Here is a 15,073-nt window from a genome sequence, read left to right as displayed (position 1 = left end):
TCAATCACTTTGCGCATTTCATTTTAATTCTGTGTTAATCCATTCATCAATCTGTTTCACCATTCCGCCAAAGGCACGGGCATCGGTAAAGGACGGCAGCTCTGCCAATAATGCTTGTTTCGGCATCGTCACACCTGCCAGATGATTTCGGACGATCAAGTAACTTTTCGCAGCTTGTTCTTGTTTAAACATCGTCAAAGGCAACTGGAGAATACCGATGACATGAGCTTTTGTTTCGAAATACTGTTTCAGTTTTCCTTCTGTATCATGTTGGAACAATCCGTTCGGAATGACGAACACGCCGAATCCGCCCGGCTTCACGTAATTCATGGCTTGTTCAATCAAAAGAAAATGACTGTAACTCATCCCTTCTTCCCGCTGTAAGACATACGTCTTCGCTGCTTCTTCATCCGGATAATAACCGATCGGTAAATCTGCCATCGCCAGATCGACGGGATCCAGCAAGAGCGGGCGCAGTCCATCCTGATGCGTATAGTTGACCGGATAATCAAGCAGTTCCGTGACCGACGCCGATAAACGGATTAACGTCTCATCTACCTCGACCGCTTCTGCGACGGTATCTTTCGGCAGCTGACTGAGGACGGCATGCAACATCCCGCCGGTCCCGCTTCCAAGATCAAGCAGACGGACATCGTCCTTCTTGATTAATTTCCCGATTAAATAACCCGCAAACAAGGCAACGCTGTCCGGCGTCGGCAAGTGATTCGGCTGCGCCTGCTTCATCCCTTCCAGAATTGCGAGTGAGACCGCTTTACGTACCGTCTCGGATTCCACATTTTCCGTATGCCGCTCATTCAGTCGATCGATGACTTCCGTCAAGGCTTCTAAATACGGCATGTCCAGATCACGTTCTAATTTACGTGTTTGTTGTGTCAGTTCTTTATATAACTTTTCTAAAGCTTCCATCTGTATTCCATCCTTTCAAAACGAAACGGCCCCCGCACTTCTTGGGAGCCGTTTTTTCTCATTATCTTCATTGTAGCGGTTTTACACCGTTTGTAAACTATTCTTACTTCGTCGTTTTTGCACGTTTCGCTGCGGCAAGAGCAGATTCGAAATCGACTTCGTTCGTCGACTCTTCGAGGTACTCCGCGTATACGACTTCATTCGCCGCATCGATGACGAACACCGAACGGGCCAACAAACGAAGTTCTTCAATCGCGACACCGTACTGCGTCCCGAATGACAGATCACGGTGATCCGACAACGTCACGACGTTATCCAGTCCGCTTGATGCACACCAACGGCGTTGGGCGAATGGCAAGTCGTTCGAAATCGTCAGTACCGTTACACCTTCGATTCCTGCAGCTTCTTCATTGAATTTACGAGTTTGTGCATCACAGACACCTGTGTCGATAGATGGAACGACGCTGATAATCCGGACGCCTGCATATGTATCGCGTGTCACAGGTGAAAGGTCATTTGCCAATACCTCGAAATCTGGTGCTTGTTGTCCGATTTCAACCGGTGTTCCGATTAATGTGATGTCATTCCCTTTAAATGTTGCCATGTCAATTCCCCATTTCCCGATAGATTCTAAGTCCTGTCCTATTCTACTATAAAAACACACGGACGGTAAAACAAGATTTCTTCCGCTGCCCTCAGCTATCAGTACCGATTTATCTTAAATACAGGTATAATGAAGGAGTTCATGAAACGCTTTCAAGGGGGAATTGACCATGGCTCGAAACAATGTTTACCTGTATTACCGTAATAAACAAAGACACGAGACACAGGTACGTAAACTGATTGAAGTAGGAAATCGGTATGGATTGAATGTCGTCCAGGATCATAAACAAGCCAACATCATCGTTTCAATTGGCGGAGATGGTGCGTTCCTACAAGCCGCCCGCTTTACAGGATTCCGAGAAGATGCCATTTACGTTGGTTTTGCCGAAGGACCAAATTCGTTTTATTGTGACTTTGACATCAACGATTTGTCGTCCGTTGAGGCGATTTTCAAAGAAACCGGGAACCGTGCTTCGAATGGAGAAATTGAAGTCCGTCGTTATCCGCTTCTGGAAGCTTCAATCAATGGTGGTCCGGGGATGCTTTGCCTGAATGAATGTTCCGTCAAATCAAGCATCATTAAATCACTCGCCATTGAAGTGTACATCGATGGTTTCCTGTTCGAGACCTTCCGTGGTGACGGTATGGTCATCTCAACACCAACCGGTTCCACAGCTTACAACAAATCCTTGTCAGGTGCGATTGTCGACCCATTGATTCACTGTCTCCAAGTCAGTGAAATCGCATCCGTCAACAATAACCGCTACCGGACACTCGGATCGGCGTTCCTCTTGAACCGTGGTCGTAAACTGTCTCTGCGCATCATCGAAGACGGCAATGACTATCCGATCATCGGAATGGACAACGAAGCACTCAGTTTGAAACGGACCGATTCGGTCGATATCCAGTTATCCGAAAAAGAATTGAAGACCGTTAAATTAACAAACAATACATTTTGGCATAAAATCCAACGTTCGTTCTTATAAAATAAAAAAATCTGCCGTTTGGCAGATTTTTTTATTGCCTGTTCCGTTACGTCACCCCTTATCATCATAACCAGGAGGTGTCAGACATGTATTCAACGCAACAATTGGCTCGGCTGGCCGGAGTCTCAAAACGAACTCTGTACCATTACGAAAGCATTGGTTTGCTTACTCCCAGCCACCGGACTCCGGCTGGTCACCGCCGTTATTCCCGGACCGAGCTTCACCGTTTGCAACAGATTTTGTTGTACCGCGAACTGCATGTCCCGCTGTCTCAAATCCCTCACCTCCTCGAAGGCAACCGGATGGAAGCAAGCGCCGTCCTGCGGGATCAAATTCAACGTCTGCAGGAAACCGCCCTGCACTATCAGACCTTGATTGATTTAGCCACTCAGACACTACAATCGATTGAAGGAGGAATCAACATGAACGATGAGCAACTTTTCCGTGGTCTCCGTCACGAAGAACTCACCGCGCTTGAAGCGCAACATGCCGAAGAAGTAAAAACACACTATGCCGAAACCGAGGCCTACCGAATCAGTCAAATCCGCCAACAACGGCGAAGTCCACAAGAAGCAGAACAATTGAGCCTGCAACACAAACAGTTGGATCAACGGTTGACCCGGTTGTACCGGACTCACCGTCCCGTTCACGATCCGGAAGTCCAGCAAGTCGTCCGGGATCAACACGCTTTCATCGACCAGCATTATTATCCATGCGACCTTACTCATTTTCAGTCGCTCGGACAGCTTTATGTCACCGATCAACGCTTCCGAAACTACTATGAAACGTATGAACCGGGCTTAGCCGATTTCTACGCAGCGGCTATTACGGTTTACACCCAAACACGCTGACTTACCGTAAGACGGGATCCGCTTGGAAAACGGTTTTTCCCGCTTGAACCGTCTCAACGAGCTGGTTTCGTAAAATGTCTTCTCCCCGTAATAAATAGAAGTCTTGTTCAAAGATGACGAAGTCCGCATCGTATCCCGGAAGCAACATTCCTTTTCGTCCATGTGTATCGGTTGCGATATGCGGATTTTTCGTGAACAGGAGTAAAGCTTCGTACATCGACAGGACTTCGTTCGTCTTATTAACATTGCCCGCTGTTCCAGTCGTCGCTGCATAGAGGGCACGTCGAACATCAGGATCCGAAATCGGTGCATCCGATCCGCCGCACAGAAGAGCCCCCGTTTCCGCCAGTGACTTCAGACGATACGCCCAGTCCAGCCGGTTCAACCCGAGACGGTCTTGCGCAAAGTCGGCATCGTCGAGCAGGAAGACCGGTTGAACATCAATTAAAACAGGGAGCTTCCGAATCCGGGCCAAGAGTTCCGGACGGACGACCGTTGCATGGATGATTCGGTCGCGTGTTCCTTTTGGTGCCGGATACTTCTCAAGGACCGTCACAAAACGTTCGATCGCCAAGTCACCGATGACGTGTGCTGCGACCGTAAAGCCGTAGCTCCGGGCTCGTTTGACGAGTTGTTCCAGTTGTTCCGGTGAATGGACTTCGATGCCGCGTGTCGTCGCGTCATCTGAATACCCTCTTCCAAGTAACGCCGTCCGTCCACCCAATGCCCCGTCGACAAAGAGTTTCATCGCACCAACCGACAAGGTCGGCGGTAACTCAGGATTCGTTTGGATGAATTGATCGACGACCAAATGATGAACGAGCAGGTGGGCATGGAATCCTGTTTCTTCCGTCACTTCCCGGTACGCTTGTAATACTTCCGATAACTCACCATGGTATGCCAAATCTTCTGTATGGGCAGCAATGATGCCGTAACGATACAAGTTCTTGATGGCCGATCGGAGTGAGGCCTTATTCCGTTCGACCGATCCCGATTGCAAAGCATACAACGGTTCGATTGCTGCATCGTACAAGAAACCATCCGCTTCACCGGTCTCGAGCAAACCGATCTTACCGCCTTCGATGACCGTCGATGCCTTGTATCCGAGTTGTTTGAACAAGACATCGTTGACGAGTACCGTGTGACGATCCGTCCGTTTTAGCAACGCCGGTTCAGTTGGGAACAATTGATTTAACCATGCCTTGGTCGGTGCACGGTCCAGTTTCGTCTCATCATAGCCTTCCGCTACGTGCAAACCATTGACGGCTTCCGCCTGAACAAAAGCTTTCCCCAGTTCATCTAATGTTGCATAACTAGAGGCATCCACCCGTCCGATGGCTTCTCCGTAACCAATCAAATGAATATGCGCATCTGTAAACGCCGGGTAGACAGCTTTCCCGTTAAGATCGACAATCGTCGTCACACGTCTTCCGAACCGTCGGCGCAGCGTACCCTCTTCTCCCATTGCAATGATTCTCGTCTCTTCGACAAACATCGCCGGTTGAACCTCATTTTCATGTGTCATCGTCCGGATGACGCCGTTCACATACAGTGTTCCCATCTGAATCGCTCCCTTTTGTTTTACAAAAACAGGGTGACCTGAAAGGCCACCCTGAGTTGTCAGTGATGATTATGCATGCATCGTCTCTTGTTGTCCGCATGCTTTTCGAATTCGGTCAATCGAACTTGGATCAAATTGTTCCAATACACGTTCTGCCAAAATGATCGTCCGCTCATAATCTCCCGCGAGGAACTTCGTCTCGGCAATCGTCAGCGACATATGTATCTCATTGTCGTGTCGCCGGAACCGATTGGCATACTGGACGAGTCGTTCTGCGTAAGTGACTTCGAATACTAATTTATCTATCCGTTCTTGCAGAAGTTTAAACGTTCCGTTGACATCTTCGCTCTGCGCTACGACGTAACTGACGTTGAACGGCAGCTCCTCGAAGCGTGATTCGAGCGTCTGAAGGGAACGGTTCGAAGCTTGTAATGCTTCTTCTACCTCTGCCGGGATTTTCGGTAGCCCGAGTCGTTTTAGACGCAGACGTGTCGAGGAAACGATTTGCCGCCATTCCGTGACACGCTGTCGGACTTCTGTTTCTTCCTTGCGCAGCGCCTGCAGTTCCACGGTAAACCGTTCATATTGAATCATCAGCTGTTCTTCGAGACGTACGGCATCCCGCATCTGATCTTCAAGCATGCTGAACGGAATGATCCGACTTGCAATGGACTCATCCAAATCTTTTGCGGCACCAAACAACATTTCTTCATCGCGTTGAATCGACTCGTAATGTTCGCCCAAGTCCGCCGAAATTTCATAGTTTTCCCGTAACATACTGAACTCTTGCGCCAACTGATGAACTTTCTCACGCATCCGCAAAGCTTTTTGTTTCAGCGCTTGATTTTCTTTTTTCACATGGTGACGGGCATCGACTTCACGTCGGAACGTGTCGTACATTTGATCGATGTCTGCCGCAAGTTGTTGAACTTGTTCTTCAAGACCGTTGATTTCAAGAAATTCTAACTTTTTGACGAGACTCAAACGTTGTTCTTCAAACCGTTTAATGTCGGACTGCATTCCTAGAGGTTCAAGCGGATAGCCGTCTAACGTCATCTCTTTATAACCGGCACTCAATTGATCGATCCGTTGTCTCAATTCGTGGGCAAGCGTCTTCCAATGTTTCGGAATCACTTCAACGAATTGGCGCGTTTTTTCAACTTGCTCTTCCAATTGAAGGCTTGTTTCGTAAGCTTTCGTGACTTCTCCCGCTTCCTCGAACGCAACCATTTCAGTTCGCAGCTGATCAATCGTTTCCGCCTGTTCTTCGAGTTTAGGCAAAGCTGGTCCGAACGAGGTTGCTTGCAATAACAACGATTTCCGGACTTGACTGGAATCGGTTTCCCCTTGCGCTTTCAGTTCTGCGAGAACCGATTGATTTTCCTTGAAGGTCGACATCTCTGTCAACATACCTTCAATCAACCCTTCCAGCTCACCGATCAATTGCTCGGTTACTTCCAAATCATTTTTGACTGCGACGAATCGGTACCCGTCCAGTCCTTCTTCCGCCCGATACAATGTCTCATCGATTTGTGCGACGTGGACTGTCACTAATTCCTCCCATGCTTGGTGCCAGGAAGTGAATTTCGTCTCCGTCTCACCCGCCATCGGGAGTTCCTTCAGTTCTTGCAACTCCTTCGGAATCGACGCGCTGATGATTCCTTGTTTCCGCAGATCAAGTTCATCGATTTTCGTATAATATTTTTTCCGACTGATCATGCTGAACAGCATGACGAGTAATACGATGACGATGACGCCAATCACCCATGCCCACATTTGTTACGACCTCCACCCTATCAAGCGACTTCATATTCTCATATATTCGCTTTAATCTTATCCTTATAATAGTATAGCGCAACCGATTTGCATAGATTTACTCGGGCTTTTCCTAATTTCTTCCGAACTTTTCAGACCCGTTTCTTGAAATCAATTGTTTGTCAGTCACGTAAAAACCCGATAAGATGAATAAAATATGATTTTTCAGGAGGAATGCTACATGTTTGAGACAACGACTTATGATGGTGACCGCACGAAACAATACGAAATGCTGAACAAGCAACTGGATGCCTTACTTACCGGAGAAACCAATCAAATCGCCAATCTTGCCAATGCCAGCGCATTGCTTGGTCAATTCCTCGATCGAACGAACTGGGTCGGTTTCTATTTGACGGATTCCGAGCAAAATGAATTGGTCCTAGGTCCATTCCAAGGTTTACCGGCTTGTGTCCGTATCCCGTTCGGACGTGGTGTTTGCGGGACAGCTGCTCAAGATCAGGTAACACAACTCGTCATGGACGTGCACGCTTTCCCGGGGCACATCGCCTGCGACGCCGCAACCAATTCAGAAATCGTCGTTCCATTGATTAAAGATGGAAAAACAATTGGTGTCCTCGATATCGATAGTCCGGAACTCCGTCGTTTTGACGAAACGGACCAAGCCGGTCTCGAAGCGTTCAGCGAAATTCTTCTTCGCCATATTTGATTGACAGCAGGAATCAGCAGACGTATACTTGTAAAAGTGCAGAAATGATAACGATAGCGGTCAAATCGCTTACGTATCACATTTCATGACTCGGCTTTTGCCGGAGGGGCATCGTGTAACTTTGCTATCAAGCGAGGGTGCCACATCATGAAATGGGCGTAACGTGGGTTTGATGGCGTTATTATTTTTATGCAAATAATAACGAACACTAAGGAGGAGTCTTATTATGGCTCGCTATACAGGTCCAGCTTGGAAACTTTCACGTCGTCTCGGTATCTCTCTTACTGAAACAGGAAAAGAAATCGCAAAACGTCCGTACGCTCCAGGACAACACGGTAACAGCCGTCGCAAAATGTCTGAGTACGGTCTTCAACTTCAAGCGAAGCAAACGCTTCGTCACATGTACGGAGTAAACGAACGCCAATTCAACCGTATCTTCAACGATGCTGGCAAAATGCCTGGTATCCACGGTGAGAACTTCATGTTCTTACTTGAAGCACGTCTTGACAACGTCGTTTACCGTATGGGTATGGCTCGTACACGTCGTGCTGCTCGTCAGCTCGTCAACCACGGTCACATCCAAGTTGATGGCGCTCGCGTCGACATCCCGTCGTTCCGCGTGAAACCAGGTCAAACGATCTCAGTTCGCGAAAAATCGAAGAACTTTGTCGTTATCAAAGAAGCACTTGAAGTTGCTCCAGCAACTAAAGACTTCGTTACTTTCGATGCTGAGAAGCTCGAAGGAACGTTCGTCCGTCTTCCAGAGCGTTCTGAATTGAACGATCAAATCCAAGAACAACTCGTCGTTGAGTACTACTCACGTTAATCAGTTGTTTCAAGCATCCACTTCGGTGGGTGCTTTTTTTATGTTTCCCTTTTTCACATTATGTGTTAACCTTTTATTTATATTGGTTAACACATAATGAAGAGGACGTGTCATGTTATGAAAACGAAAGATCTTACATTTATCGCTTTAGGTGCTGCCATCATTTCCGCGGTCAGTCTACTGCCGCAACTCCAACTTGTCGGACCCGTTCCGATCACCCTTCAAATGCTTGCCATCATGACGGTCAGTGCCATCCTCGGCGCGAAACGTGGTGGACTTGCTGTCCTGGTCTTTTTACTGCTCGCTGCCGCCGGTCTCCCCTTACTTGGTGGAAAAGGAGGACTTGCCCCATTCGTCGGTCCGACGGTCGGCTATTTGATTGCTTTCCCGATTGCCGGTTTCTTTATCGGTCTGGTCGCTGAAAAGACACGTCGTTTCCTGCCGCTGTTTATCGGAATGATCGTGTTCGGACTTGGACTTGTCTATCTGCTTGGTACATTTGGTTTGATGGCCGTTTTACAACTGTCTTTCCTTGATGCCCTGACCATCAACATTCCATTTATCCTCGGCGACGTATTAAAAGCCTTGCTTGCGACGACGATTGCCGTTCGTTTGCTCCCGCTCCGCTTATTCCGGATCGCGTAATAAAAAAACAACGCTGACGAATCCCGTCAGCGTTGTTTTTTTTAGGTTTAAGCGTGCTCGAGCACAAAGTATTTCTTCTTCCCACGGCGAATGATTGTGAAATCACCAATCGCATCTTGTTTTGTAATCTCTTTCGTCAATTCCTGTTCCCGATCTCCATTGATGTAGATCGCCCCGTTCGTCACATCTTCGCGTGCTTGACGTTTTGACGGGCTGATGTTTGCTTCAACGAGGACATCGACCAGGTTCGTTGCTTCACCAAGTGTAAAACGCGGCATCCCTTTGAAAGCATCGGCAATGTCTTCTGCTTTCAATGATTTGATTTCACCGCTGAAGAGCGCTTGTGTGATGCGTTTCGCTTGTTCCAATGCATCCGTTCCGTGAACGAGAACTGTCATTTCTTCTGCCAGTCGACGTTGGGCAATCCGTTTTTCCGGTGCTGTCTCGACTTCTGTTTGGAGATTTCCGATTTCTTCATGCGTCAGGAACGTAAAGTATTTTAAGAACTTGATGACATCGAGATCGTCGACGTTAAACCAAAATTGGTAAAACTCGTATGGCGTCGTTTTATCGGCATCGAGCCAGACTGCGCCGCCGGCTGTTTTTCCGAATTTCTGTCCGTCTGATTTCGTGACAAGTGGAACCGTCATGCCGAATGCTTTTTGATCATGACCGACGCGGCGGATCAATTCCATTCCTGCTGTGATATTCCCCCACTGGTCGCTTCCTCCAACTTGAAGGCGGCATCCTTCATTTTCGTACAACTTCAGGAAATCAAATGATTGCAGCAACATGTATGAAAATTCCGTGAACGAAATCCCATTTTGGAGACGCGAATCGACGGAATCCTTCGCCAGCATGTAGCTGATCGGGAAATGTTTTCCGATGTCGCGTAAGAAATCAATGATCGTCAAATCCTTTGTCCAGTCCAGGTTATTGGCGATCGTCACCGGATTTTCTCCTGCAAGCGGTAAAAAGCGAGACAATTGTCCTTTGATCCGGTTCGCGAATTCTTCGACGATATCCGATGTATTTAATGAACGTTCCGTCGAACGACCACTCGGGTCCCCGATCATTCCGGTAGCGCCACCCACTAAGCCGATGACATGGTGTCCGGCTTCTTGGAAGCGTTTAAGAACAAGGATCGGCAATAAATGTCCGATGTGCAGGGAATCTGCCGTCGGATCAAATCCTGTATACAGTGTCGTCGGACTGGCTAACAATTCCTTAATTCCTTCTTCATCTGTCAGTTGGCTGATTAAGCCGCGAAACTCTAAATCTTCAAGTAACGTCATCTGTCTTCCCCCTAAAAATAGTCTAAAAAAAAACCGTCCCCTCGTATAAACGAAGGGACGGAATATTCCGTGGTACCACCCTAATTGCATGATCCTCATGCCACTTAGATTGCCGATAACGGGGCACAGTCCGCTTGATTTCTCAAGAAGCTCCTGAAAGCGTAATTCATGAAAGCGCTATGTCCTAGTTCGCAGCACCACTAGGTCTCTGATACAGGGAGCGATTCATTACTTAATTCCATTCACAGCTTATTTTTTATATAATTATCCTAAGATGTTTCCATGATACGTCGAAGCAGAATCCACTGTCAAGCCACTTTCTAATACTTCAGATATGGTATAATACGTCTATCTGTGATTTAATGTTAATTTACACCCAAGTTTAAGATGTAAAGGAGATCATTTATGCGCGAGAACTGGTTCAAGTTTTGGAATCACCCCCGAACGAAAGCCGTTCGGCACTGGTCGAATATCACATACGACGTATCTTGGAATATCATTTTATTCCTCATCATAGGTGTCTTACTCGTCGGAAGTTTTTCTGTCGGTGCAGCTGGCGGCTATTTCGCATCACTCGTCAAGGATACGAAAGCACCACAACTGGCAGACATGAAACAACAAGTGAACAGCTATGCGATCACCAGCGAAATTTACTGGGGCAGCGGCGAAAAGTTGACGAACATCTCGACTGATGAAGAACGTCAACCCGTTGATATCAAAGAAATCTCACCTTACCTGCTTGATGCAGTCCTCTCAACAGAAGATGTTGATTTTTACGAACATGATGGTGTTGTGCCAAAAGCAACATTACGTGCCGTTCTTCAAGAGCTGACGAACTCTGCTTCACGAACAGGCGGAAGTACGTTGACACAACAGCTCATCAAAAACCAGATTTTAACGAACGAAGTCTCGTTCGAACGGAAAGCAAAAGAAATCATTCTGGCACTGCGTCTTGAAAACGCCATGACAAAAGATGAAATTCTTCAAGCGTATCTGAACGTCGTCTCATTCGGACGAAACTCTTTAGGGCGGAACATCGCCGGAATCGAAGCAGCGTCACGCGGCGTGTTTAATAAACCCGCCAAGAAACTGACGTTACCGCAAGCTGCCTTCTTGGCCGGTATTCCGAAGAACCCTTACTATTACACGCCATACCTTCAAGGCGGTGTTGTCAAAAAAGACTTAACACCGAGCACGAACCGCATGAAAACTGTTTTAAAGCGGATGTATGTTGCTAAAAACATCACAAAAGCGCAGTACGAAAAGGCTGTCAAATATGACATTACAAAAGATTTCGCTAAAACATCAACCCGTTCACGCGACACGTACCCGTATGTCTATGATTTAGCCGAAAAAGAAGCGTTAAAAATCATGACCAGTTACCTCATGAAACAAGATGGTGTCAAGGAAGACGAAGTGAAACCGTCTGAACTGGCCGAAGTCAAAGCCAACTATCGAGATCAGGCACTTGTTGCCATCCGTCAAGGTGGTTATAAAATTCATTTGACACTCGACAAAAAAATTCATGAAGCGATGCAGACACCTGCCAAAAATGCGGCGAACTTCCCGGGAGCTCCGCAATACAAGCAAGTCGTCGATCCGAAAACGAAAAAGACGGTCACGAAAAAAGATCCGGAAGAAACAGCTGCCGTCTTGATGCAAAACGAAACCGGTCGTATTCTTGGTTTTGTCGGCGGTCGCTACACCGATGGGACAGCGGACGATTTCAACCGCGCCTTCCAAGCAAAACGCCAAATCGGATCTACAGCGAAACCGATTCTTGTTTATTCAAACGGAATCGAAAATGGATTAATTACGCCAGCTTCGACCATCAACGATGAAGAATACTATTACCAGACCGTTCCTCGTCAACCGGGTGACAACCCGATCAACAACGAAGGTGGACGTTATCGTGGGAATGTCACGGTTCGGGAAGCATTGGAACTCTCATTAAACGTTCCGGCTGTTAAGACGTACGAAAAAATGAACATGTCAAACTCGATTCAAAAGCTAGTCGACATGGGCATCGAAATTCCCGATAACATTCGTTATGCGCCGTCTGCCGCGCTCGGGACAATGGAAATCACTCCAGTTGAACTGGCAGGTGCTTATGCAACACTTGCGAACTACGGTGAATACGTGAAACCATATGTCATCTCGAAGATTACAAAAGACGGTAAAAACATTTACAAAGCAAAAGCGAAGAAAAAACAGATTTATCAAGACCGTACGGCATATCTCACGCTTGATATGATGCGTGGTGTCTTTGATAAAGGAACAGCCCAGTACGCTAATTCCTTACTCAATGCACCTGGAGATTGGGCCGGTAAAACAGGAACGACAAACGAAATTAAGGATTCGTACCTCGTCGCCTCTACACCAGGTGTCACACTTGCTGTCTGGACGGGACACGACCAAAACAATTCCTTGCTAGGTGCGACGACATATTACCAACGGACGCAAAATCTATGGGCTCAAATGGCGAATCTGACGTATAACGCAAACAGCAGTTACTTCAAGTCAGATGCCCGCTTTAACCAGCCAGCGTCAGTCAGCGCCAACGACTTTAAAAATACAGGTCGTTTCAAAGAAGAGGATAAAAAGAAAAAAGAAGCAGAGGCGAAGAAAAAAGCCGCTGAAGAAAAGAAAAAGCAAGCAGAAGAAAAGAAAAAAGAAGATGCAGCGAAAGCTGAAGATGCCAAACAAAAAGCCGAGGATGAAAAAGCGGATGCGGACGCGAAACGTAAAGCTGACGCCGAAGCGAAAGCAGACGCTGACGCGAAACGCAAAGCCGACGCCGATGCCAAAGCTGAGGCTGATGCGAAACGCAAAGCCGACGCCGATGCCAAAGCTGAGGCTGATGCGAAACGTAAAGCTGACGCCGATGCCAAAGCGAAGGCAGAGGCTGAAGCCAAACGCAAAGCCGAGGCGGACGCTAAAAAGAAAGAAAATGATGCCAAGCAAGAAACCGAATAACTTCTTTACTAAAAACACTGATCTGAAAGGATCAGTGTTTTTTCATACAAATAACCCGCTTCCGAGCTTACGCTGGAAGCGGGTTATTTGTATGCTTCATTCCTATTTCTCTGCTTTCAATCTATCAATCTTCCATCGTCGAAAGATCGCCTGCTTCGAGATTAAGTTCCCATGCTTTTAAGACGCGACGCATGATTTTACCGCTTCGGGTTTTCGGAAGTTTATCGCGGAAATCGATTTCCCGCGGCGCAGCATGTGCTGCAAGACCTTCTTTGACAAACGTTTGAATTTCTTGTTTTAGTTCTTCCGTCGGTTCATACCCATCACGTAAAGAGATGAAGGCTTTGATGATTTCACCACGAACCGGATCCGGTTTCCCGATGACCCCTGCTTCTGCTACGGCTGGATGCTCGACAAGGCGGCTTTCGACTTCAAAAGGACCCACACGTTCTCCAGCTGTCATGATGACGTCATCGACGCGTCCTTGGAACCAGAAGTATCCTTCATCATCCATGTAAGCCGAATCTCCTGAAACGTACCATCCTTTAAAGAAGTAAGACTCGTATTTTTGCGGATTGTTCCAAATTTGACGCATCATCGACGGCCATGGTGTTTTAAGCGCTAAATTCCCCATCCGGAAAGGTGGCAGCTCATTGCCTTGGTCATCAACGATGGCTGCTTTGGTGCCAGGAATCGGTTTCCCCATCGATCCCGGTTTGATGTCCATCGATTTATAGTTACAAATCATCATCGCCCCTGTCTCCGTCATCCACCACGTATCGTGAATCCGTTGATCAAAAGCTTCTTTTCCCCACCGGATGACTTCCGGGTTCAATGGTTCCCCAACAGACAGGACATGACGTAAACTCGACAAGTCATGCGTGTTTGCCACTTCCGCCCCGGCCCCCATCAACATCCGGAATGCGGTTGGCGCACTGTACCAGACCGTCACTTTATACTTTTCGATGACACTGTACCAGAAGTCGGGATTAAAGCGACCGCCAACGACGACATTCGTTGCACCGTTTAAGAATGGAGCAAAGATACCGTAACTCGTTCCCGTCACCCAACCAGGATCGGCTGTGCACCAGTAGACATCCTCTTCCTGCAAATCCAGAACCCAACGTCCCGTCATCATGTGTTGAATCATCGCATTTTGAACGTGAAGGACCCCTTTAGGTTTTCCGGTCGAACCAGACGTATAGTGTAGAATCAGCCCGTCTTCCCGGTCCAGCCAGACCGGCTCAAACGACTCTGAGGCTTGTTCAAAAGCAATCCGGAAATCAGAAATTTTGCCGTCTTCTTCGACCTCTTCATCCACCAGGAAGATCTGTTCGAGTGAAGACAACTCCTCTACCGGCACACGAGGCAACAAGGCTTTTGTCGTAATCAGCATCTTCGCTTCGGAATCAAGCAACCGGTCCCGGACAGCCTGCTCCATGAAGGCTTCAAACAACGGACCAACGATTGCCCCGACTTTGAGTGCACCAAGTAACGCAAAATACAGTTCTGGTGAACGTGGCATGAAGATGAAAATTCGATCTCCTGCTTGGATTCCCGCATCTGTTAGGACGTTTGCCGCCTTGTTCGTCAATCGTTTCATATCCGCATAGGTGAAACTTTGTTCGGTCGTCCCGTCAAAGTAGATTAATGCTTTTTTATCAGCTCGTTCACCTTCAGCATGACGATCAATTGCTTCGTGGGCCATATTGATTTTCCCCGTCGTTGCCCAAGAAAAATATTGTTCCGCTTCTTGCCAATCGTATGAATCTGACCCGTCATATTCAGATAACCAATGCTTCCCCGGAAGCGCTTTCAAAACTTTCATGTCTCGTTCCTCCCCTTCTCTGTTCTCTCTTACATTATAAGCTAGTTATCGTGTAGTTCAATCCATTTGCCGCCAATTTGTTAAAAAATCCCT

12 protein-coding genes and 1 other annotated feature are annotated in these 15,073 nt (G+C 47.3%); of the genes, 6 read left to right on the top strand and 6 right to left on the bottom strand.

All coding sequences use genetic code 11. From position 1 onward, the window contains the following. Positions 1 to 18: 18 nt before the first annotated feature. A complete protein-coding gene (locus P397_RS0105380) occupies positions 19 to 927 on the bottom strand; it encodes a class I SAM-dependent methyltransferase (protein WP_028105867.1) in 909 nt (302 codons plus the stop codon). Positions 928 to 1,030: 103 nt separating this feature from the next. Next, on the bottom strand, positions 1,031 to 1,537 hold the full coding sequence (gene tpx, locus P397_RS0105375) for a thiol peroxidase (protein ID WP_152539603.1): 507 nt from the start codon (positions 1,535 to 1,537) through the stop codon (positions 1,031 to 1,033). Between the two features lie 163 nt (positions 1,538 to 1,700). Here tpx and P397_RS0105370 point away from each other — a divergent pair, with 163 nt between their 5' ends. Together P397_RS0105370 and P397_RS0105365 are read left to right on the top strand one after the other, a co-directional pair. After that, the gene (locus P397_RS0105370) at positions 1,701 to 2,516 is read left to right on the top strand and encodes an NAD kinase (RefSeq protein ID WP_026832322.1); all 816 of its coding nucleotides are present in this window, start codon (positions 1,701 to 1,703) and stop codon (positions 2,514 to 2,516) included. An 86-nt stretch (positions 2,517 to 2,602) separates the two neighbouring features. Beyond that, the gene (locus P397_RS0105365; protein ID WP_028105865.1) at positions 2,603 to 3,367 is read left to right on the top strand and encodes a MerR family transcriptional regulator; all 765 of its coding nucleotides are present in this window, start codon (positions 2,603 to 2,605) and stop codon (positions 3,365 to 3,367) included. Between the two features lies 1 nt (position 3,368). On the opposite strand, the gene P397_RS0105360 is transcribed toward P397_RS0105365, so the two are convergent. Together P397_RS0105360 and ezrA are read right to left on the bottom strand one after the other, a co-directional pair. Then, a complete protein-coding gene (locus tag P397_RS0105360; protein WP_028105864.1) occupies positions 3,369 to 4,928 on the bottom strand; it encodes an amidohydrolase in 1,560 nt (519 codons plus the stop codon). Between the two features lie 69 nt (positions 4,929 to 4,997). Continuing rightward, positions 4,998 to 6,704, bottom strand: a complete 1,707-nt coding sequence (ezrA, locus tag P397_RS0105355) for a septation ring formation regulator EzrA (RefSeq protein ID WP_028105863.1) — start codon at positions 6,702 to 6,704, stop codon at positions 4,998 to 5,000. A gap of 220 nt (positions 6,705 to 6,924) precedes the next feature. Between ezrA and P397_RS0105350 the strand changes: the two genes are divergently transcribed. From P397_RS0105350 to P397_RS0105340, 3 genes are all read left to right on the top strand, one after another. Then, positions 6,925 to 7,410, top strand: a complete 486-nt coding sequence (locus tag P397_RS0105350) for a GAF domain-containing protein (RefSeq protein ID WP_026832318.1) — start codon at positions 6,925 to 6,927, stop codon at positions 7,408 to 7,410. Between the two features lie 226 nt (positions 7,411 to 7,636). Continuing rightward, on the top strand, positions 7,637 to 8,236 hold the full coding sequence (rpsD, locus tag P397_RS0105345) for a 30S ribosomal protein S4 (protein ID WP_012371102.1): 600 nt from the start codon (positions 7,637 to 7,639) through the stop codon (positions 8,234 to 8,236). A 117-nt stretch (positions 8,237 to 8,353) separates the two neighbouring features. Next, positions 8,354 to 8,881, top strand: coding sequence for a biotin transporter BioY (locus P397_RS0105340; RefSeq protein WP_028105862.1), 528 nt, complete (start codon positions 8,354 to 8,356; stop codon positions 8,879 to 8,881). 47 nt (positions 8,882 to 8,928) lie between these two features. Here the strand turns inward: P397_RS0105340 and tyrS are convergent, their stop codons facing one another. After that, a complete protein-coding gene (gene tyrS / locus P397_RS0105335) occupies positions 8,929 to 10,176 on the bottom strand; it encodes a tyrosine--tRNA ligase (RefSeq protein ID WP_026832316.1) in 1,248 nt (415 codons plus the stop codon). Positions 10,177 to 10,226: 50 nt separating this feature from the next. After that, positions 10,227 to 10,431 (bottom strand) — a binding site (T-box leader). A gap of 150 nt (positions 10,432 to 10,581) precedes the next feature. On the opposite strand from tyrS, the gene P397_RS0105330 reads away from it, so the two are divergent. Further along, positions 10,582 to 13,152, top strand: a complete 2,571-nt coding sequence (locus tag P397_RS0105330; RefSeq protein WP_028105861.1) for a transglycosylase domain-containing protein — start codon at positions 10,582 to 10,584, stop codon at positions 13,150 to 13,152. A 124-nt stretch (positions 13,153 to 13,276) separates the two neighbouring features. On the opposite strand, the gene acsA is transcribed toward P397_RS0105330, so the two are convergent. Next, the gene (gene acsA / locus P397_RS0105325) at positions 13,277 to 14,980 is read right to left on the bottom strand and encodes an acetate--CoA ligase (RefSeq protein WP_028105860.1); all 1,704 of its coding nucleotides are present in this window, start codon (positions 14,978 to 14,980) and stop codon (positions 13,277 to 13,279) included. Positions 14,981 to 15,073 lie beyond the last annotated feature (93 nt).

Origin of the sequence: Exiguobacterium undae DSM 14481, assembly GCF_000620805.1 — a bacterium.
In the GTDB taxonomy this organism is placed as follows: Bacteria; Bacillota; Bacilli; order Exiguobacteriales; family Exiguobacteriaceae; genus Exiguobacterium_A; species Exiguobacterium_A undae.
The sequence above is the reverse complement of the archived record's forward strand: the minus strand, read 5'-3'. Positions and strand labels throughout refer to the sequence as shown.